General features: G+C 39.3%; 20 protein-coding genes and 1 pseudogene. 12 read left to right on the top strand and 9 right to left on the bottom strand.

Going from position 1 to position 21,120, the window contains the following annotated elements; all coding sequences use genetic code 11:
• The first annotated feature begins 61 nt into the window (after positions 1-61).
• The 3 genes from FFR48_RS13430 (at position 62) to nadB (ending at position 3,463) form a co-directional block, all read left to right on the top strand.
• Positions 62-841, top strand: coding sequence for a DUF3120 domain-containing protein (locus tag FFR48_RS13430; protein ID WP_137667696.1), 780 nt, complete (start codon positions 62-64; stop codon positions 839-841).
• A gap of 365 nt (positions 842-1,206) precedes the next feature.
• Entirely contained in the window at positions 1,207-1,635 is a 429-nt protein-coding gene (gene psbU / locus FFR48_RS13425; RefSeq protein ID WP_137667695.1) for a photosystem II complex extrinsic protein PsbU, read from the top strand.
• A 124-nt stretch (positions 1,636-1,759) separates the two neighbouring features.
• Positions 1,760-3,463 (top strand): L-aspartate oxidase, encoded by a 1,704-nt coding sequence (gene nadB / locus FFR48_RS13420; RefSeq protein WP_137667697.1) that lies wholly within the window; start codon positions 1,760-1,762, stop codon positions 3,461-3,463.
• Positions 3,464-3,718: 255 nt separating this feature from the next.
• Here nadB and FFR48_RS13415 read toward each other — a convergent pair whose 3' ends face one another.
• From FFR48_RS13415 to btpA, 3 genes are read right to left on the bottom strand one after another with little or no spacing between them, the layout of a single operon-like run.
• Entirely contained in the window at positions 3,719-4,711 is a 993-nt protein-coding gene (locus FFR48_RS13415; RefSeq protein ID WP_137667694.1) for a vitamin K epoxide reductase family protein, read from the bottom strand.
• Complete coding sequence (locus FFR48_RS30085) at positions 4,708-4,830, bottom strand: hypothetical protein (protein WP_268932435.1); 123 nt, start codon at positions 4,828-4,830, stop codon at positions 4,708-4,710. The genes FFR48_RS13415 and FFR48_RS30085 overlap by 4 nt, the downstream gene beginning before the upstream one ends.
• Before the next feature lie 24 nt (positions 4,831-4,854).
• A complete protein-coding gene (gene btpA / locus FFR48_RS13410) occupies positions 4,855-5,703 on the bottom strand; it encodes a photosystem I biogenesis protein BtpA (RefSeq protein ID WP_137667693.1) in 849 nt (282 codons plus the stop codon).
• A gap of 822 nt (positions 5,704-6,525) precedes the next feature.
• Here btpA and rimO point away from each other — a divergent pair.
• The gene (gene rimO / locus FFR48_RS13405) at positions 6,526-7,851 is read left to right on the top strand and encodes a 30S ribosomal protein S12 methylthiotransferase RimO (protein WP_137667692.1); all 1,326 of its coding nucleotides are present in this window, start codon (positions 6,526-6,528) and stop codon (positions 7,849-7,851) included.
• A 290-nt stretch (positions 7,852-8,141) separates the two neighbouring features.
• The gene (locus FFR48_RS13400; RefSeq protein ID WP_096572669.1) at positions 8,142-9,704 is read left to right on the top strand and encodes a DEAD/DEAH box helicase; all 1,563 of its coding nucleotides are present in this window, start codon (positions 8,142-8,144) and stop codon (positions 9,702-9,704) included.
• A 113-nt stretch (positions 9,705-9,817) separates the two neighbouring features.
• On the opposite strand, the gene FFR48_RS13395 is transcribed toward FFR48_RS13400, so the two are convergent.
• Positions 9,818-10,762, bottom strand: coding sequence for an aldo/keto reductase (locus FFR48_RS13395; RefSeq protein WP_096567890.1), 945 nt, complete (start codon positions 10,760-10,762; stop codon positions 9,818-9,820).
• Positions 10,763-11,009: 247 nt separating this feature from the next.
• Between FFR48_RS13395 and FFR48_RS13390 the strand changes: the two genes are divergently transcribed.
• From FFR48_RS13390 to FFR48_RS13375, 4 genes are all read left to right on the top strand, one after another.
• Positions 11,010-12,437 carry a BCD family MFS transporter gene (locus tag FFR48_RS13390; RefSeq protein ID WP_137667691.1) on the top strand — a complete coding sequence of 476 codons (1,428 nt, stop codon included), beginning with the start codon at positions 11,010-11,012 and terminating at the stop codon, positions 12,435-12,437.
• 84 nt (positions 12,438-12,521) lie between these two features.
• Positions 12,522-13,328 carry an inositol monophosphatase family protein gene (locus FFR48_RS13385; RefSeq protein ID WP_137667690.1) on the top strand — a complete coding sequence of 269 codons (807 nt, stop codon included), beginning with the start codon at positions 12,522-12,524 and terminating at the stop codon, positions 13,326-13,328.
• A gap of 181 nt (positions 13,329-13,509) precedes the next feature.
• Complete coding sequence (locus FFR48_RS13380) at positions 13,510-14,127, top strand: hypothetical protein (protein WP_137667689.1); 618 nt, start codon at positions 13,510-13,512, stop codon at positions 14,125-14,127.
• A 45-nt stretch (positions 14,128-14,172) separates the two neighbouring features.
• Positions 14,173-15,126, top strand: coding sequence for an MDR/zinc-dependent alcohol dehydrogenase-like family protein (locus FFR48_RS13375; protein WP_137667688.1), 954 nt, complete (start codon positions 14,173-14,175; stop codon positions 15,124-15,126).
• A gap of 192 nt (positions 15,127-15,318) precedes the next feature.
• Here FFR48_RS13375 and FFR48_RS29460 read toward each other — a convergent pair.
• The 5 genes and pseudogenes from FFR48_RS29460 to petP all read right to left on the bottom strand — a co-directional run.
• Positions 15,319-15,507: pseudogene (locus FFR48_RS29460) on the bottom strand (protoglobin domain-containing protein); the annotation flags it as partial.
• A 201-nt stretch (positions 15,508-15,708) separates the two neighbouring features.
• Positions 15,709-16,002 carry a hypothetical protein gene (locus tag FFR48_RS13365; RefSeq protein WP_096567898.1) on the bottom strand — a complete coding sequence of 98 codons (294 nt, stop codon included), beginning with the start codon at positions 16,000-16,002 and terminating at the stop codon, positions 15,709-15,711.
• 188 nt (positions 16,003-16,190) lie between these two features.
• Positions 16,191-17,225: a chlorophyll synthase ChlG gene (chlG, locus tag FFR48_RS13360; RefSeq protein ID WP_096567900.1), complete on the bottom strand. Its 1,035-nt coding sequence runs from the start codon at positions 17,223-17,225 to the stop codon at positions 16,191-16,193.
• A 116-nt stretch (positions 17,226-17,341) separates the two neighbouring features.
• The gene (locus FFR48_RS13355) at positions 17,342-18,442 is read right to left on the bottom strand and encodes a Get3/ArsA fold putative tail anchor-mediating ATPase NosAFP (RefSeq protein ID WP_137667687.1); all 1,101 of its coding nucleotides are present in this window, start codon (positions 18,440-18,442) and stop codon (positions 17,342-17,344) included.
• A 69-nt stretch (positions 18,443-18,511) separates the two neighbouring features.
• The gene (petP, locus tag FFR48_RS13350) at positions 18,512-18,703 is read right to left on the bottom strand and encodes a cytochrome b6f subunit PetP (protein ID WP_096567904.1); all 192 of its coding nucleotides are present in this window, start codon (positions 18,701-18,703) and stop codon (positions 18,512-18,514) included.
• Positions 18,704-18,893: 190 nt separating this feature from the next.
• On the opposite strand from petP, the gene FFR48_RS13345 reads away from it, so the two are divergent.
• The 3 genes from FFR48_RS13345 to FFR48_RS13335 all read left to right on the top strand — a co-directional run bounded on the left by FFR48_RS13345 (position 18,894) and on the right by FFR48_RS13335 (position 20,837).
• On the top strand, positions 18,894-19,070 hold the full coding sequence (locus FFR48_RS13345) for a DUF2887 domain-containing protein (RefSeq protein ID WP_228051718.1): 177 nt from the start codon (positions 18,894-18,896) through the stop codon (positions 19,068-19,070).
• Positions 19,071-19,362: 292 nt separating this feature from the next.
• A complete protein-coding gene (locus FFR48_RS13340; protein ID WP_137667686.1) occupies positions 19,363-20,055 on the top strand; it encodes a Uma2 family endonuclease in 693 nt (230 codons plus the stop codon).
• A 35-nt stretch (positions 20,056-20,090) separates the two neighbouring features.
• On the top strand, positions 20,091-20,837 hold the full coding sequence (locus FFR48_RS13335) for a Uma2 family endonuclease (protein ID WP_137667685.1): 747 nt from the start codon (positions 20,091-20,093) through the stop codon (positions 20,835-20,837).
• Positions 20,838-21,120: the final 283 nt, after the last annotated feature.

The raw sequence follows: 21,120 nt of genomic DNA, 5'->3' as shown, positions 1-21,120 counted from the left end.
GGGGGGATTTTAGAGTGTGATATTGTAGATAAGTAAAGTTTAGTAACAAATATTAAAAACTTTGATTAATAATACGTTGTCATCCTACACTACTGCGACTTCCTCGATTGAAACTGATTTGTATACCGCTGACACCAAGCCCAGAGGTATCCAAGAATTAGAGTCTACTCTTTCCTTGTTGCCTTCTCTACCAACGGCGATCGCAATTAACCAAATTTGGTTAGTATTTGCAGCGGCGGTGTTTTTGGTATCTGTACCAGTATTTATAGAAGCGCCCTTAGTGCGATCGCTACCTAGTCTGAGTTTAGTGATCACAGGATTTTGGATTTGGCTGAGTTTAAAATTAATGTCCCGACAGCAAACCTATCTGTGGGGCGATTTACTCTTAGGATTTAGCCTCAGTTGGTTAACAGGAGCGATTTACTGGGGTTGGTTACGTTGGGAACCCCTGTGGCACTTACCCATAGAATCAATCGGCCTACCCTTTGCGATATGGTGTTTGCGAAAAAACTGGGGTAAAGTCGGTAACTGGTTCTACCTGGGTTCTTTATTCGGCACAGTTTTAACAGATATATATTTTTACCTAGTAGATTTAATGCCTTTTTGGCGGCAGATTATGAGAACAGATGCCACGGGAGCTTCACAAATCTTAAAAAATGCTCTAGCACAAGTACAAACACCTTGGGGAGAAGGCTGGGCAATTATGTTAGCCTTAGCATTGTTAACAGTGGGGCTAGTATCTTTGGGTAACAAGCAACGGCATTGGTACGCCTTTGGTGGAGCAGTTTTGAGTACAATTTTAGTAGACAGTCTGTTTTTACTAGCTGCGATTCTGGCCTGAAATTCTTAACCATCTAAGAGCAAAAATTAGCAACAAGTTGGTAATAAGTTTGTAACAAATTTTTACAAAGTCAAATCCCAGAAAAAACACTAATGTGGTAATAGCGAGTAATACCCAAATTTTCAACTTCAATTACAGCTAAGTTGGGTAGTTCACTAAGCTGTATATTAGTTTTTGATGACTGCTGTGTGTTAATTCAGCTATTAGCTATTAACCAGAGCATGAAGTCAGAGGCAATCGGTAATCAATCAGCCTGAACTTCAGCAGGGTGAAATAATTACCTCATAACTCGCACTTATGCCCCTAGTTAACAGCTTGTAGTTGAAAGCTTTTATTTCTGTTGGATGGAAAGAGGTAGAAAAATCGTGAAAGGATTAGTACGTTTATTAACAGTTTTTAGTTTGTTGCTAGGCTGCTGGGGATTACTGGGAACAACCCAGATAGCCCAAGCTGCGAGTTTTAGCAACCTGGCTTTGCCTCAAGTCCAAGTTTTGGCAATTGCACGCCAAAACAAGGCAGATCAGAAGCTGGCAACAGAATTTGGTAAAAAAATTGATTTGAATAATACCAATATTGCCGCTTTTCAACAATATCCAGGGCTTTATCCCACCTTGGCTAAAAAAATCATCAAGAATGCGCCTTACAAGAGTGTAGAGGATGTATTGAATCTGGAAGGATTGAGCGATCGCCAAAAAAAGACCCTACAAGCTAACTTAGGCAACTTTACCGTCACAGAATACGAGCCTGAGTTTAACGAAGGTGATGATCGTATTAACAACGGTATCTACAGATAACCCTGATTGGTGATTGGTGATTGGTGATTGGTGATTGGTGATTGGTAAAAAGTTCATTACCCATTACCCATTACCTGTTACCCATTACCCATTACCCATTACCCATTACCCACCTTCCCTAACCTTGTCTCAAATAGATATACCTAACCAATTTGATGTATTAGTAGTCGGCGCTGGTGCTGCTGGACTATATACAGCACTGTGTCTACCAGAATCCTTAAAAGTTGGCTTAATTACTAAAGAAACTGTTACCTTATCCGCCAGTGATTGGGCGCAAGGTGGTATTGCTGCTGCCGTATCCCCAGAAGATTCACCACAATTGCATATTGAAGACACCTTAAAAGCCGGTGCTGGTTTGTGTGACATCAAAGCAGTAGAATTTTTAGCCGAAAAAGCTCCTAGTTGTATTCAATCCTTAGTTAACTTGGGTGTAGCTTTTGACCGTCATGGAAACACCCTAGCTTTAACCTTAGAAGCTGCCCACTCCCGTCATCGGGTTCTCCACGCCGCAGACACCACAGGTAGGGAAGTAACCACTACCCTCACAGACCAAGTATTGCGTCGTCCAAATATCCAAGTGATTCAGCAAGCTTTGGCTTTGTCCTTGTGGATAGAACCAGAAACAGGTCGCTGTCAAGGAATCAGCTTGTTTTATCAAGGTAAGGTGACATGGGTAAAGGCTGGTGCTGTAGTTTTAGCCACTGGTGGAGGCGGTCAAGTATTTGCCCAAACTACTAACCCTGCGGTGAGTACAGGTGATGGTGTAGCTATAGCATGGCGGGCGGGTGCTATCATTCGTGATCCAGAATTTGTCCAATTTCATCCTACAGCTTTAACAAAACCAGGACGTTTTCTCATTAGTGAAGCGGTACGGGGTGAAGGAGCGCACCTAGTGGATAACGAAGGACGACGTTTTGCTTGTGATTATGATCCAGCAGGTGAACTTGCTCCGCGAGATGTGGTAAGTAGAGCTATTTTTAGTCATCTCCAACGTACCGCAGATGATCTTGCTACTGCCAATGTTTGGTTAGATATGCGCTCTATCCCTGCTGAGAAAATTCGGCAACGGTTTCCTAATATTATTAAGGTTTGTCAGCATTGGGGGATTGATGTTTTTCATCAACCGATTCCTGTAGCTCCTGCTGCTCATTACTGGATGGGTGGTATTGTCGCAGATTTACAAAATCGCACTAATATTCCTGGTTTATATGCTGTGGGAGAAACTGCTAGTACGGGAGTTCATGGTGCTAATCGTTTAGCTAGTAATTCTTTGTTGGAATGTATTATATTTGGGGCGCAGATGGCTGATTTACAGATGGAAGTACCGCCAGCAGAGGTTAAAGCCAAGGTTAAAGATTTGCACCCTAGTCCTTTGTTTTGTAATTTATCTGTCAGTGAGTGGGAAAATCAACAGGCACAGTTAGAAAATATCAGGAAGAAATTACCGCGTTTAGTCTGGCAAAGTGCTGGTATTTGTCGAGAACAATCAAGTTTAGAAAATGCGATCGCTACCATTGAATCTTGGCAGCAGGATTTTACGAGTTTGCCTTTAAGTCAATTCTTGCAAAGTTTACAGCCTACAGCAACAGCCAGTTTTAACCTACCAAATATTGACCAACAATTGCGGCTTTGGGCAGAAACTCGTAATTTATTAGATGTAGCTTATTTAATTCTTAAAAGTGCTGCTTTTAGAACTGAAAGCCGGGGCGGACACTACCGCTTAGATTATCCCCAACCAGACCCTGATTGGCAAGTACACACGATGATCCAAAATCATCACTGGTGGAAATCTCAATTCATATCACCAGCTTATCAGAAAAGCGAGTGAGCCAAAACCACTGAGGCATTCAAAAAGTGCCAGCTTTTATGAGGTGGCAACTGAAAAACCTTGCACTTAATTCCTACTTAAAGAAAAAATCGTTCCTATCCAACTCTTGAAACTGTCACCGTGGCGTAGCACCTGTCACCTGTCACTGGTCATTCACAGATAACTTTTTCAGCAAACCCTAGATACAAAATCAAATCCCTAACTTTAGCGTTAAGCTTAGTTAGGGAAAAATTTTAGATGAATTATTGCGCTAGTTTACCGAAAATACTTGAAGTTTTGCGGTCCTGTATAACCAGTAATTTTGGCAAGTTCGTTTAAATTTTGTACACCACTATAGATTTGACCATTAATCACCCAAGAAGGGAAACCTTGAATTTTTGCAGCTTGACACAATGCTGGCTTACCTTTAGGACTGTCTGCTGCACACTCCACAGCTATATTATCGTCGATAATCTTATAAGCTTCTTTACCAAAGAGCAGCTTTTGTTCGTGGCAATGAGGACACCAATAAGCTACATATTCCTTAGCGCCTACTTTGACTAAATGTTCTGCTAAAGCAATTTCTGACTCTCCCGAAGTTGTAGTAATTTCCCAACCAAATGCAGGGTTAGGATTTTCCTTGGGAGCAAAGGCCGAAATTCGCTGAGGACCATCCGCATCTCCTACAGTGCCATCGGCATTAATACCAGAATAAACTCCCAAGGTGGCAATTAGCGTCACCATCCCGACAATAATAGCGGTAAAGAAGATTTGTCCGATATCTTCCCAATCACGTCCTAAAATCGTGAGGGTAAGCATACTCAAAGCAAACAAAGCCGAAGCGATGCAGTACCAACATAAAGCTTTGAGTTCAAATGCCAGGACATACATTAAATATGCACTAAATACAGTCATGGCGATCGCTCCCACCAACAGCAACCACCAAGTCAGCAATTCTATTTGTTTAGCGTTTTTGATCTTGTCTTTTTCCCCTGATTTTAATGCTAAGGGAGCTAAAGCCAATACGAACATACCCACGTATGCCAGCAAGCCAAACAAAGCTAAAGGTTGACCAAAAACAGTCCCCCAAGGGCTAGAAAGTACATCAGCACAACCTTTTACAGCTTCAGGATTATTACAAAGAGGACTACCTCCGGTGAGCTTTTCAAAGGTGAGATAACCTGTATTCAGAATACCAAATCCGGCGATCGCCCCAATTAACGGACGCGACCATTTATGAATCCAAGGAGTAGAACGACGACGAATCATAATTGGTGATTGGTGATTGGTAATTGGTGATTGGTGATTGGTGATTGGTGATTGGTGATTGGTGATTGGTGATTGGGAAAATACAAATAATTTCCCCCTGCTCCCTGCTCCCTGCTCACCTGCTTCTTCCCAGTCCCCAGTCCCTAAGAATGTAACTTGACTGAGGAACTTGATTTAGTTTCACCTTTAGAATTCCAAGTGCGATGAGCAGCTTCCACAAATTGACTGACGCGAATTGGATCAATGGGTTGGGAAATTTGCCCGTGACGTTTTAAAGAACTGGAAACAATCACACCATCAGCAGCTTGCATTAGCGTACCCACATTTTCCCAATCAGCACCGCTACCGATAAAAACTGGTGTACCAGCAGCCGCACCACTAGCTAATTCTAGATCCTCTAAATTGGGAGGGCTACCAGTTGCCCAACCTGATAAAATTACCCCATCTGCTAAACCTCTTTCTATTGTGTCTTTCACAGCCACAGTCAGGTTAGGAGAACTTAAAGGACGGGCGTGTTTAACTAGCACATCAGCCAAAATTTTGACATCAGAACCTAATTCTCTACGATAGCGTAGTAATTCATGTGCCTCCCCTTCAATTAATCCTTGGTCAGTGGCCATTACCCCTGTGAGGACATTAACCCGGATAAATTGGGCTTTTACACAACTGGCGATCGCCATTGCACTTTTGCCATCATTTCTTAAAACATTTAAACCCACAGGTAAAGTTACTAAATTCTGTATCTGCTGTACTACCACCGTCATAGCACTGACAACAGCGGGATCAACTTGATTTTTAGTAAAAGGAGCATCAAAAAAATTTTCTACAATTAAGCCGTCTACCCCTCCACTGGCAAGGGCTGTAGCTTCTTGTTCAGCACGGTCAATTACCGCTTTCAGGCTACCTCCCCAACGGGCTGAGGTAGGTAAGGGTAGCAGATGAACTACGCCAATAATCGGTTTGCAAGTTTTGAATAGTTGATATAAGTCCACGTCTTTAATTTGAAGATGGCATTGTTCAGAGTTGAAAAATTAGTATTTAGCTATCAGTAATCAGTAATCAGCTAAATGATACCAATAACAAAGATTCAAAATTTTGAATTGGCTACAAATTACGCCAATACAAAAAAGCCAACTATTGCTCAAGTCCTGTCATTCTCTGTATTTCATCTCCAGACTGAAAGCTGAAAGCTGATAGCTGAAGGCTGATAGCTGATTGCTATACTGATATGCTTTGGCGTGTTATTCAGGATTTAATAAATCTCCTCATGCTGAAGATGTAAATTGTCGTTAAACCTTTCATAAGATATGTTAAGATAAAATATGGCTACAAGAGGAGTTTGCCACTCACAAGACGCAAGGCCGCTTCCCGTTGTTTAGGTTGATAGCTGTCAGTACATTACAGCACTAGCCTGAAGGTAGGGCAGCAATACTGCTTTATGGGCTTAGTCGCGTTAGCGATTTCCCGGAGGGTAGCGACTTCTCACCAACAGCCCTTTGGGCGGCTTCCCGATGGGTAAATTAACAACGCACACGCTGGGGTAATGTAAAATACCATTAAGCGAATCGTTAAAAAATATTAACAGTGTCTAAACTACCCAAAGACACCTAAATTTACCCTGGGAAACAAAATAACAAAGACATCATAGCATAACCACTATCATGAACCATGAATAGGGTTATATTTCAATGGGCATTTGCTGACAGTGGCGAATAGTCACTGTAAAATCCTAGTTATGGTGCGGGAAAAAGCACCTAGTTTAATGTTTGTAATGTTTGAAGAAAAGAGAAAAAAATTGAAGATTTTTTCAAAATATGGGTGACAAGCCAACGATTGCGATTTCACACCTGGGCTGCGAGAAAAACCGAATAGATACAGAACATATGTTAGGGCTGTTGGTAGAAGCAGGTTATGGTGTAGATTCAAATGAAGAGTTAGCAGATTATGTAATAGTAAATACCTGTAGTTTTATCGAAGCTGCCAGGGAAGAATCAGTAAGAACATTAGTAGAACTGGCAGAAGCCAATAAAAAAGTAGTGATTACTGGTTGCATGGCGCAACATTTTCAAGAACAATTATTGGAAGAGTTGCCAGAAGCAGTAGCGGTAGTTGGCACAGGAGATTATCACAAAATAGTCAATGTGATTGAGCGAGTAGAACAGGGAGAGCGAGTTAAACAAATTAGCTCCGAACCCACCTACATAGCTGATGAAACCACACCACGCTACAGGACAACAACCGAAGGAGTAGGATACCTGAGAGTTGCCGAAGGATGTGATTATCGTTGTGCATTTTGTATAATTCCTCATTTGAGAGGAAACCAGCGATCGCGTACAATTGAATCAATAGTAGCCGAAGCAGAGCAGCTGGCAGCGCAAGGGGTACAAGAGATAATTCTCATTTCCCAAATCACCACTAACTATGGATTAGATATTTACGGCAAACCAAAGTTAGCGGAACTCATTCGTGCCTTGGGGAAAGTAGATATACCCTGGGTGAGAATGCACTATGCTTATCCTACGGGACTAAGCCCAGATGTAATTGCGGCAATTCAAGAAACATCTAATTTCCTACCTTATCTAGATTTGCCGTTACAGCATTCTCATCCAGAGATACTTCGCGCCATGAATCGTCCTTGGCAGGGTAGAGTCAATGACGGAATTATTGAGCGCATCAAAACCGCCTTACCATCAGCAGTGCTGCGAACGACATTGATAGTTGGTTTTCCTGGAGAGACAGAGGAACATTTTCAGCATTTACTAGAGTTTACAGAACGACATGAATTTGATCATGTTGGTGTGTTCACCTTTTCTCCAGAAGAAGGAACACCAGCTTATAACCTACCCAATCAATTACCACAAGAATTGATGGTAGAACGACGCGATCAAATCATGGCATTACAACAACCTATTTCTCTCCGTAAAAATCAGGAGGAAGTCGGGAAAATAGTTGATGTCCTGATTGAGCAAGAAAACCCCGGAAGTGGAGAGTTAATTGGCCGTTCCGCCAGATTTTCCCCAGAAGTTGATGGTCAAGTCTATGTTACAGGCGAAGCCAGACTAGGAACAATCGTACCAGTCAAAATCACCAGTGCTGATGCCTACGACCTCTATGGTGAGGTGGTGAATGGTGATCGGTGACTGGGGACTGGGGACTGGGTAAGAAGCAGAGGAAAATTATTTGTATTTTTCCCAATCACCAATCACCAATCACCAATTACCCATTACCCATTACCTAACTTACAAAATATACCAATTCTCTAAAATTCGGCGACTGATTAAAGTCCTCAAACCCAGATTCGGTCGGACTGCCATAATTATAAATTATGAATTACGTATCCCTAACCGGACCGAAGGAAATATTACGAATTGGTATTAAGTATTCGGCTTACAAGTCCAAAATTCACAATAAAGAAAATCTAGGAGAATTAATGAATCTTACCTTTCAAGAACTAGGCATTTCCCAAGAGCGTGTTGAACAATTAGAAAAAATCGGCTTCACCGCACCTACCAACATTCAAATGCAAGCGATTCCCCAACTTTTGGCGGGTCGTGATGTAGTGGGTCAATCCCAAACAGGTACAGGGAAAACGGCTGCTTTTTCTTTGCCCATGTTGGAAAAATTGGATGTAAGTAAAAGAGCAGTACAAGCCTTAGTTTTAACACCGACTCGTGAATTGGCGATGCAGGTTCATGATGCCATTTCCCAGTTTATGGGTGATGATGGTTTGCGTGTTTTGGCTATCTATGGTGGTCAGTCTATTGACCGACAAATGATGCAGCTAAAACGTGGTGTTCATGTAGTTGTCGGTACACCAGGACGGGTAATAGACTTGTTGGAACGTGGTAGTTTAAAGCTCGACCAAGTGAAATGGTTTGTTTTAGATGAAGCCGATGAAATGTTGAGCATGGGTTTTATTGATGATGTCATCAAAATATTGTCCCAAGCTCCCGAAGATCGGCAAACGGCTTTATTCTCGGCAACTATGCCCCCATCTATTCGCCAGTTGGTGAATAAGTTTTTAAACTCTCCGGTGACTGTCACCGTTGAGCAACCAAAAGCTGCACCCAATAAAATCAACCAAGTAGCTTACCTAATTCCTCGACACTGGACAAAGGCTAAAGCTTTGCAACCTATTTTGGAAATGGAAGATCCAGACACAGCTTTAATCTTTGTCCGCACCAGACGCACAGCCGCAGAATTGACCAATCAATTGCAAGCTGCTGGTCACAGTGTAGATGAATATCATGGTGATTTATCCCAACAAGCACGGGAAAGATTATTAACTCGTTTCCGTAATGCCCAAGTACGCTGGGTGGTAGCTACTGATATTGCGGCACGGGGTTTAGATGTGGATCTGCTTTCCCACGTGATTAACTTTGACTTGCCTGATAGTGTAGAAACCTACCTGCACCGGATCGGCAGAACTGGTCGCGCTGGTAAAGAAGGTACTGCGATTTCTTTGGTACAACCATTTGAACGTCGTAAGCAACAGGCATTTGAACGCCATAACCGTCAAAGCTGGCAGGTGTTAACAATTCCTACCAGAGCGCAAATTGAAGCTCGACACATTCAGAAATTGAAAGATCAGGTTTCTGAAGCTTTAGCAGGTGAACGGTTGGCTTCATTCTTGCCCATTATTAGCGAATTGACTGAAAAATATGATGCTCAGGCGATCGCAGCAGCAGCTTTACAACTGGCTTACGATCAAACCCGTCCCGCTTGGTTGCAAAATGGTGTAGATGTTCCTGATGAAGAACCTACTCCCAAACCCAAACTCAACAAACGTCGTGATGGCGATCGCTCAGAACGCAATTTTGGCGGTGACTACAACGAGCGTTCTGGAGGTAATCGTGGACGTTCCTGGTCTAAGTCTGACAGAAATGGCGATGAAGGAAGGCCTACACCCAAACCCAAACTACGGAAGGAACGCCAAGAACGCTATGACCGTCATGAGTCTCCTGTTTTACCAGGTAATCAAAAACAGGTGTAGGTGATTGGTGATTGGGGACTGGTGATTGGTGATTGGTGATTGGTGACTGGGAAAATACAAATAATTTCTCCCTGCTCCCCATCTGCCCACCTCCCCATCACAGTTAATAAAGTTCAATTTTTCCAGGGTTGAGTAATTTGATCTATTTCGTCAAACTCATCCTTGGTCATGTTCCAACCTAAAGCGCCAACGTTCTGTTTTACTTGTTCGGGGTTTTTGACTCCCGCAATGGGTATCACGTTCCCCTGGGCAATTAACCAGTTAAGGGCTACTTGGGCAGGGGTACGATCATATTTATTACCGATTTTTTGCAATAAAGATAAAACTGGGGCAATTTTATTTAAACCATCTTGACTAAATCGCGGGTCTATGCTTCTAGCACCTGTGGGTTTATAAGAGGTGGTGTATTTACCTGTTAATAATCCCTGAGCTAAGGGACTATAAGCTAATATTGTTACACCTAATTCACGGGCTGTCTGTAAAATCTCGTTGCTTTCAATTTGCCTTGTTAACAGAGAATAACGCACCTGGTTAACTGCTAGGGGTATTCCCCTTGCGGATAATATTTTGTGTACATTTCTCATTTCTGAGGCAGAATAATTACTGACACCTATTGCCCCAATTCTTCCCTTCTGTACCTCATCTGCTAAAGTGTTCATCAAAGTTTCTTGAGAGAGAAAGAATGTAAATGGCCAGTGAACTTGGTATAATTCTATTCTTTCTAATTGGAGACGTTTTAGACTTTCTGTTAACGCTTCAGAAACAGATTTTCCGTCCCAACGCCAAGGTAAAGGACCGAATTTAGTAGCAATTTGTACTTTTTGGGATGTTTGTTTGATGAACTTGCCTAAAAACTGTTCTGAAAGTCCTAAACCGTAAACTTCCGCAGTATCAAAGAAAGTGACACCTGCATCTACAGCAGTGGTAAAAGCTGCTTGCAGTTGTTCTTCTCCGTAATTATCCCCATAGTTCCAAAAAAGTTTATCACCCCAAGCCCAAGTTCCTAAACATAAAGGGGGAACGGTTAAGCCAGTTTTACCTAATGCGATCGCTTCCATTTTGCTAAAATAGATTTTAGTTACATTTCTTTACAGATTTAGTTTAACGTTTTATCTAAACTTGTTCAGGTGACTCCACAGTGGTTGAACATTTCGGTTTATCTTGATTAATGACAGGACTGACGCAAAACAGAACGAAAGTAGGGGTAATTCATGAATTACCCCTACGTAGGAATCAGATTTTTATTCCAATCTTGCATGAGTCCTAAATGAAATTAAATTCTGTAAACAATACAAAACAGTAGTTATGGCAGGTGATATTTTCGATACCCCAAAAGACTCCCTAACCGTACCCAAGGTCAACATACCGACTATGTTTAGGTTAGGGTTTTTTCAGATGGGGTTGAGTATGATGTCTATTTTGACTCTGGGGGTACTCAACCGAGTCATGATTCAAGAAATCGCCATTCCGGCGACAATAGTAGCTATAGTGTTAGCTATACCTGCTTTTGTCTCTCCGACGCGAATTTTATTTGGACAGATATCTGATGCTAAACCGTTGTTGGGTTATCATCGTACAGCTTATGTGTGGATCGGGGCGGCAATATTTGCGATCGCTGCTTTTTTAGCAGTACAAGTAATTTGGCAGTTAAACGCTATCAGTGGTGATAGTTGGGTGTGGACAACTCAAGCGATCGCTTGGACAGGAGTTTTAGGTTTAGTTTTTGCTATTTATGGTTTAGCAATTTGTGTTAGTGGTACTGCATTTGCCGCATTATTAGTAGATATTTCCGAAGAAGATAACCGTTCCCAAGTTGTTGGTATTGTCTGGTCAATGCTAATGGTTGGTATTGTTGTAGGAGCAATTGTTAGTTCTAGTTTATTAAAACAATTGGATGGAAATGCACCTTTAGAGACTTTACAATCTGCCATTAATAGATTATTTCTAATTGTTCCTAGTGTAGTATTTCTTTTCTCTATTATTTCTACTGTAGGTGTAGAAAAAAAATATTCTCGCTTTTATCAACGTTCCACACCAGGAAACCGAGAAGATAGCATTAGTTTAGGTGCAGCTTGGTCAATATTAACAGCTAGTCCGCAAACAGGTTTGTTTTTTACCTTTTTATTGGTAATGACAATTAGTTTATTTATGCAAGATCCAATTTTAGAACCTTATGCGGGTGAAGTGTTTAAAATGCCTTTGGCTGAAAGTACCAAACTTAATGTTTTTTATGGTACGGGAATTTTAATAGCTTATGGTGTAACTGGCTTTTTCATTGTGCCACGTATAGGTAAACGCAAAACAATTAAACTAGGCTGTATTTTAGTAGCTTTTTCCGCTTTATTATTAGGATTTTCCGGGTTTTCTGGTAATGCCAACTTTTTAAAATTTGGTTTAGTAATATTTGGTTTATCTACCGGTTTTGTCACCACTGGCGCAGTCAGTTTAATGTTAGATTTAACAGTAGCAGAAGCCGCAGGTACTTTTATCGGTGCATGGGGATTAGCACAATCTATATCTAGAGGAATAGCTGTAGTCATTGGTGGTACTGTTTTAGATATTGGTCGCAATTTATTTACCAATAATTTAGTATTAGCTTATGGTATGGTTTTTGTTTTAGAAGCTTTGGGAATGATCATTTCTCTGTGGTTTTTAAACCGGGTAAATGTGACAGAATTTCAAACCAATACTAAACAAGCTTTAGCTTCGGTTTTAGAAAGTGATTTAGATTAGGTGATTGGTGACTGGTGACTGGTGATTAGGTATAATTAGCCAATGACTAATGACCAATAAATAATTACGAATTACGAATTAACAATGAATGATTTTTGGAATACGATTTTAGATTTTTCCCAAACTATTACAACCAGAGTGGGAAAACAATTAATGCAGGATTTTGGTAAAGTTCAAGCATCTCAAAAAGCTGATGGAACTTTAGTTACTCAAGCTGATAAATGGGCAGATCAAGAAATTAGAGATGCTATAGCTTCTACTTTCTCAGGTTACGGAATTTTAAGTGAAGAAAGTGATAAAACTTTTCCTGATACAGAATGGTGTTGGGTAATTGATCCTTTGGATGGGACAACAAATTTTACCAGGGGTATTCCTATCTGGGCAATTTCTTTAGGTTTACTTTATCAAGGTACGCCCATTTTCGGTTATGTTCATGTACCACCATTAAATCAAACCTTTCATGGTTTTTGGGCTGGTTCATCAGGGTTACAAACGCCAACAGGAGCATTTTTAAATAACCACCCCATTCATACCAGTAAGGATGATCCGAGTGGAAATCATTTTTTTAATCTTTGTTCTCGCAGTACGGGAATTATTCAACCGGGTTTTCCTTGTAAGTTGCGGATGTTGGGAGTTGCAAGTTACAACTTTTTAACTGTTGCGACTGGTGCAGTTTTGGGAGGTGTGGAAGCGACTCCCAAAGTTTGGGATATTGCAGGTGCTTGGGTAATTTTACAAGCTGCTGGTGGTTGTTGGATATCTTTGAAAGATCAACCTTTTCCATTAATAGCAGGTGTTGATTATAGCGATCGCTCTTTTCCGACAATGGTTGTCAGTGATTCAAAAATTGAATCTGTGTTTACACCATTTCTTAAAGGTGTTAAATTGTAGTATTAGCAGGACTTACGCAACACAAAACGAAAGTAGGGGTAATTCATGAATTACCCCTACATAAGAATCAGATTTTTAGTTAAATTTTACCTAAGTTCTAATCAGAAATAACGAACCACAGAGACACAGAGAACACAGAGAAATGAAGATTTGAAATAATAAAATAAAAAAGGTAGGTGCTATGGCTAAAATGAAAATTCTGCAAGAAGATCAATCTTATACTTTTCGGTCTTATTTTGAGTTACCTTATGAAGCAGATGATATTTTAGCTGAATTTAATTACTCTCTAATTAAAAAGCACCTATCTTTACCACAAACCAAGCAGGAATTTCAAGAATTACCAGCACTCAAACAAAGAATAGATGATATTTTACCTTTTGTTAGTTTGAGTAATGAAACTGCAAGAAGGGAAACTTTAGTATCTCCAATTTTATTAGAGGTAATTCGTTATTGTCATTGTCAAATGCGAATTGAATACCCTCTTGCTATTAATAATCAACTCAAGGGGAATCTTGATTATCTTTTACGGTTAAATAATAATTTCTTGGTTATCGAAGCTAAAAATGATGATTTGACTAGAGGTTTTACACAATTAGCTGTGGAATTAATTGCATTATCTCACATTCAGGAAAAGAGTATTTTGTATGGTGCTGTGACTATTGGTAATGTTTGGCAATTTGGTAAAATTGATAGTAGTCAACAACAAATAACCCAAGATATTAATTTGTTTAAAGTTCCTGGAGATGTAGATATTTTGGTTAGTTCAATTATCGGTATTTTACAAGAAATAAATAACTAATCACCATTTACCAATCACCCATTACCAATTACCTATTACCAAATTATGAAAGCACTTTGGTTAGAAAATAAAGAATTACAATTAAAAACGGATATTCCCATTCCCCAACCCCCAAAGGGAGAAGCTTTAGTAAAGGTTGTACGTGCAGGTATTTGTAACACTGACTTAGAATTACTCAAAGGTTATTATCCCTATGCAGGTATTTTAGGTCATGAATTTGTAGGAATTGTAGAAAAAGGTTCAGAACATTTAATAAATAAAAGAGTTGTTGGTGAAATAAACGCTGCTTGTGGTTATTGTCGGTTTTGTCTGCGGGGAGAACCTACCCACTGTGAAAATCGCACGGTTTTAGGTATTGTTAATCGTAATGGTGCTTTTGCTGAATATCTGTGTTTACCTGAAAAAAACCTGCATCTTGTCCCAGAAAATGTTTCTACAGATGCAGCAACTTTTACTGAACCTATTGCAGCAGCTTTAGAAATTCAAGAACAGGTAAAAATCATTCCAGATGATAGAGTTTTAGTTGTAGGAGATGGAAAATTAGGACAATTAATAGCGCAAACTTTAGCGTTAACTGGTTGTGATTTATTAGTAGTAGGAAGACACAAAGATAAATTAGCAAACTTGGAAAATAGAGGAATAAAAACAGGTTTAGTTGATGATATAAAAGATAGAAGTTTTGATATTTCTGTAGATTGTACAGGAAATCCTGAAGGTTTTGCTACTGCACGTCGCGCTTTACGTCCTAGAGGTAAGCTAGTTTTAAAAAGTACCTACGCTGGTGATTTAAGTGTGGATATGTCCTCCTTAGTGGTAGATGAAATTACCCTGATAGGTTCTCGTTGTGGTCCCTTTTCTCCAGCATTGGAATTATTAGCAAAAAATCAGATAGATGTTACATATTTGATTCAAGCAGATTATCCCTTGAGTGAAGGTTTAGCTGCTTTTGCAAAAGCACAAACTAAGGGAGTTTTAAAGGTGTTGTTAGAGATGAATTAGTTGATAATTGATAATTGATAATTGACAATTGATAATTATGTTGTTCAAGTTTTAAATCGTCAATTATCCAATGTTAATTTTCTATTAGACCTCTCCGAAAAAGAATGTAGAGACGTTGCATACAAATTCTCTACAAGGGTTCTGGAAACCGCATATTTAATTTCTGGAGATGTCTATTGTTGAAGGAAAATCTCACATTGATTCTGCACCTTTGGTAACTAAACGTTTAAATAAAGCTGCTGACGAACCAGTTTCTCTTAATACAGCAGTTGTTGCAACATCTATATATGATTGTTCAATAAATGCTAGGTCAATCATGCAAATTTTACCTAAAGCATCTTTTAATTCCTCGGATTTTTCTTGTGCTTTGAGTTTTTTTCCATCCTTTAAACTTTATCAAGTTATCCAATAAATACGTACAAATACGTACTTTACAAACAGATAGGTTTTTAAGTAGCCTTTACTGTCTGGTTGTAATTTATCTGGTTGTAATTTAACTGACAAAGTTGAGGAAGTTGTGAAAATGGCAAAAATTGTTACAAATATTTTTAGTGTATCTGGGAAAAATAACCTGCTGATTGTCTAATATTTTTCAGAATCAAAATTTTTATGGGGTTGATGATCTTTACAACCTATTGCTTCTTCTGTATTCGCAATATAAGGATTTACTGTACATTTAAGACGATAATTATTAGTAAAAAATTGGCAATTATGACAGGGAATTTGGTGCATTTTTTTGGCTGTTTTTACAGTTTCTTTTGTCGCTGTCCATAAATTCAACAACATCATAATTATGGTTGTCCAAGCGACGACAAAACAAATGGGAATTAAAAATGGCTGTATCCCATGAATGAGAAAAGATACAAAATTTAACATGGCAATAGTCAATACAAGTGAGGAGTTAGGAACTAATATAACTCCTAACTCCTCATTGATCACTTCTTGCTAAAGATATATTAAAGTGACTGGGGACTGGGGACTGGGGACTGGGGACTGGGGACTGGGGATAATATTAACTCTTGCCTTTTGCCTTCTGTTCCCTGTTCCCTGTTCCCTGCTAACTGTTAAATTCCTGCGTGTCCTAATGCTAAACCTGTAACTAGCATTCCGAATACTAGAAAAGGTTGGGCGCTGGCTTGGTATTTGACATCATTTGCTATAGGATCACGTAAGAAATACATATCCTGAAAAGTGATTTGGGGAATGATTAATAATACCAAAATTGCGGCGTACAAGTTCTCATGGATGCTGACGAGATAACCTGCAACTAAACCTTGGAATAAGTCAATCATGACTACACAAATTAAGGCCGCAGTTTGGACACCAAACATAACTGGTAGGGATTTTAAACCAAGTTGGCGATCGCCTTCTACACTTTTGAAATCATTAACAACCGCAATTCCCAAACCTGCCAAACTATAAAATAAGGTGAGAACTACAATTTTCCAATTTAACTCACCAAATAAAGCATGACCCGCCCACCAAGGTAATGCAATATAACTTGCACCTAAAGCATAATTTCCTAACCAACCATTTTGTTTTAATTTTAATGGTGGTGCAGAATAAATGTAGGCAATAAAAGAACCAAAAACCGACAATCCTAAAATATTAGGAAATGGATGACCTGCCCATAAATCTAAAGTGTAGGCTACACCATATCCTAATAATAGTAAAAGCACAAATTGGGTAACTACTTGTTTTTCGGAAATTGCCCCCGATGGAATAGGGCGGTAAGGTTCATTAATAGCGTCTATTTCCCGATCATAATAATCATTAATGGTTTGGGTATAACCAGTTAATAATGGACCAGAAAGCAACATACAAAGGGCTGCTTTTAGGACATTTTCCAAAGTCCAAGTATAGTTACCGGAAGACGCTGCACCACAAACAACACCCCAAATTAAGGGAATCCAGGTAATAGGTTTCATCAACTGTAAACGAATTTTCCAGATTGATGTTTCTCCTGGTGCTGCACCTTTCATTCCCAAAAGTTGACGAGTTTTCGCATTACGATCTTCTTTATTTGTAGCTTCCTGAATTGTTGTTTCTACAACCTCAGTTGGTTGAGAATTTTGATTTATCGGAGTTGATTCAGACATAAGATGTAATGGGTGATTGGTGATTGGTGATTGGTGATTGGTGATTGGTGATTGGTGATTGGGAAGAAGAAGAGTTATTACCCAGTCCCTAGTCACCAGTCCCCAGTCACCAGTCCCTAAAAAGAAATAATCAAATAACTATTTTGAAACTTTGCCCCGGTAACAGGTTTACCACTGAGGGCAGGGGGTAAGAAGATATTACGGCGATGATCTCCGGCTTCTATTGTGACTTCTGGACCCGATTGAGTGAGTTTGACTTGTTTTTTGTCAAAACCTGGTAAAAATAGCCGTACTTGGCGATTATGTACGTCTATTTCAATTGGTTTGGGTGCTTTTAATGCTTGCTCGACAAAGTTAGGTAAAGCATCTATCAAAGGTTGCCATTCACTGTTGAATACATCAGGAACTATGCTGATAGGTAGGGGTGAAAATTCTGCTGATAGATTGGTGCTTTGATCAGCAGATACTAAAATTGCGCCACCAATAGTTAAACCAACTTGTTGGGCAGTACCCCAAAGATAACGGGAACTGTCCACATCTATGGGATCTGGGGTTGTGACTAAAAATGCGGCAACTCGCTGAGGATCACCTAAAGCTGCTTTACCTTGATCAAGAAAATTATTAACTTGGTTAGTGGGTAGGGAGAAGTTATCAGCCGTCCAGTTAACATTAAATAAACTGGTAATCAGGGGTTGAATGAGGGGTGATTCAGAAATTGCTTTACCTAGATCGGAGTTGGCAAACAATTGTCTAAATCTTCGCACGTACCAGCTAAGAGATTCGGGCATTCCCAACATCCGCAAGGTGGCAGCGTCTCCAGCACCATCATAGATAATCGCGTCATATTTGCCACTGGCATCATATTCACGAATCGCATTGAGGGCGAGGGCGTTATCCATGCCTGGTAACACTACCAGTTCTTGTCCATAGACCTCTTTTAAAATCGGTGTACGGAGATATTGCGCTTCTAGTTTTTTTACTTCTTCCCAGTTGCGTTCTAGCAGTACAGATGCTTGAAACTGTACTGCTTGCAAGTTGGGAGCGATTTCTTGGGGGTCAGGAGAGAGAGTAGTTTCCAGTAAAATTGGCAACGTTGGTTCTGCTAATCCTGCTAAAAGTACCCGTTTGCCTTGGCTTGCCAATAGCTTGGCTGCGGCGATCGCAATTTTACTGCGAGCGATGCCGTTTTTGCCTAAAAATGTCAGTATCAAGGCCATTACGTGATTTCCAATTACCGCCTATTTGTTCAACTCCAACTTAGCACTTAAATAAAACAGCTAATCTACCTATATGGCTTTAATTTCATCCTCAAAGAACCAAGTGGAGGTATTGTCATCAAATTTGACTACAACACCAATACCAGCACCATCTGTAACTTTGTAACCTTCTATCACACCTACTTTACCTAGTTTTTGAGCGATAGGAGCAGATACGCGATCGCGCAAACGAACTACTTTAACCTTTTGTCCGATTTCCATGTCTAGTTAGAATCCAATAATCCAAATCTCAGTGTACCGGAATCTGCGACTTAGTTTGCAGTTAAGCTTTCAGAAATGTTGCTTTGATATTTATCGGATTTAACAGTTGTGTATGTTTAAATATATTTATTTATTTTATACTTCAACCAAATATATATAATCATGTTATAAATTTTAGATAAATCCTAAAATGAGTGACAATAAAATTACCCAATTACCGATTTATCCCAATCGTACCATAGAAAGAGAACAGCCTGTACAATTTGGTGAAATCTTGCTATTGGAGCGAGTCAAACGCATTTATTTAGATGAGTTAGGAGAGACTTCTTTAGGGGTAGGAGTTGTTAAACTGGTAATAGAAACATAACAGACAGCACCAGAATTAGCAAAACAGTTAATTGCCCAAGCCAACCAACAAATTAATGATACAACCCCACCTTCACCCAAAGAAACCATGCCCACAATGTATGATTTACCTAGGGAATTAATAGGAGAATCAGGGTTGCCGGACGAATTTCATTGTATACAAGCGGATTTACTGACGGAAACTTGTCAACCGACCAATTATCAAACCTCAGCGTCAACGTGCAGATAAACTAGCAGCAAAATTGCGTGATTTAGGAATAGATCCTGATAGTTTAGTAAATTAGGAAAAAACTATGACTACAACTGTAAAATTAACTGATTTTAAGATTGAATATCCTAGTAGTGATGGTGAACCAGTGGCAGAAACTTATATACATCTCTATGCAATTTTAACAACCTTAGAAGTTCTCAAACAATACCTTACAGGTAGACAAGCAACGGTACTGGCAAATCAATTTTTATATTATGCCCAAGGTTTTCCCAAATTAAGAATAGCACCAGATGTCATGGTCATTTTTGATGTGCCTTCTGGTGGTAGAGATAACTATAAAATTTGGGAAGAAGGACAAGTTCCTCAAGTAGTTTTTGAAATGACAAGTGCAGGAACTCAAAAACAAGATCAAGAATACAAGAAATTATTGTATGAACAATTAGGAATTTTAGAATATTGGTTATTTGATCCCAAGGGAGAATGGATAAATCAAAAATTACAAGGTTATCGTTTACAGGATGAGATTTATCAACCCATTACAGATAATTTATGTCAACCTTTGGGTTTGCGTTTAGAAGTAGAAGGGGAACTTTTAAGATTTTACCGTTTAGATACAGGGGATAAATTACTGATACCAACAGAACTTGCTGAACAGGCAAAAAATGAACGTAAACGGGCAGAAAGTGAACGTAAACGGGCAGAAAGTGAACGCCAACGGGCAGATAAATTAGCAGAAAAATTGCGCTCTTTGGGAATAGAGCCTGATACCTTATAATCAACGAACAATACCAAATTATCAACCTAAAATCTATGGCTTTAACCGCACAAGAAATAGAAGCATTAATGCCAGATTGCACCGAACTACTTAGCGATGAACCAGAAATGGAAAGTTCCTTACACTATACACAACTATTAATATTAGTAACTTGTTTAGAATGGTTGTGGAGAGATAGAGAAGATTTTTTCATTGGTGCAAATCTCACCATTTACTATAGCCGACAACAGTTAAAAAATCGAGACTTTAGAGGACCAGACTTTTTTCTTGTAAAAAATACTGAAAAACGTCCTCGTGCTTCCTGGGTAATATGGGAAGAAAACGGCAAATATCCCAATTTAATCATTGAATTACTTTCTGATTCTACAGCCAAAGTAGACAAGGGTTTGAAAAAACAGTTATATGCAAATCAATTTCACACACCTGAATATTTTTGGTTTTCACCTACGACATTAGAATTAGTGGGTTGGCGATTAGCAGGAAGTGAATATGAAAAAATCAACCCTTCTGAAAATGGCTGGTATTGGAGTCAAGAATTAGGATTGTATTTAGGAATTTGGGAAAATAAATTGAGGTATTTTAGCGTTGAAGGAAAATTAATACCCACACCTGAAGAGGCGAATTTAGAAGAAATTAGAAAAGTTGAAATTGAGCGTCAAAAAGTTGAAATTGAACGTCAAAAAGTTGAAATTGAGCGTCAAAGAGCAGATAAAGCTGAGAATAAAGCTGCTATTTTAGCTCAAAAGCTCAGAGAATTAGGTATAGAACCTGATAGTTTGTAATGAAAGTAATCTTTCTCAGTAAATACAGCAGATTACAGATCAATGAGGTACAGAATCAAAATTGAAACCTATACACAAAGCCTGTTTCACTCCTGACTCCTGACTTCTGCTGTATATCCCTGACTTTTCCAAGGAGTTGGGGATATTTGGTATAAATAGGGTTTGCTGAATAAACCTAAAACCTTGATATATCAAAGGTTAGAGGCTGATAAACAGGAAAAAAGTGCAAGGGTTTTGAAGGGTATACCGGAAAAAGTGTGCATTTTTTGGGATTTCAAGAGAT

This window comes from Sphaerospermopsis reniformis (assembly GCF_005402885.1).
Taxonomy (GTDB): domain Bacteria; phylum Cyanobacteriota; class Cyanobacteriia; order Cyanobacteriales; family Nostocaceae; genus Sphaerospermopsis; species Sphaerospermopsis kisseleviana.
The sequence above is the reverse complement of the archived record's forward strand: the minus strand, read 5'-3'. Positions and strand labels throughout refer to the sequence as shown.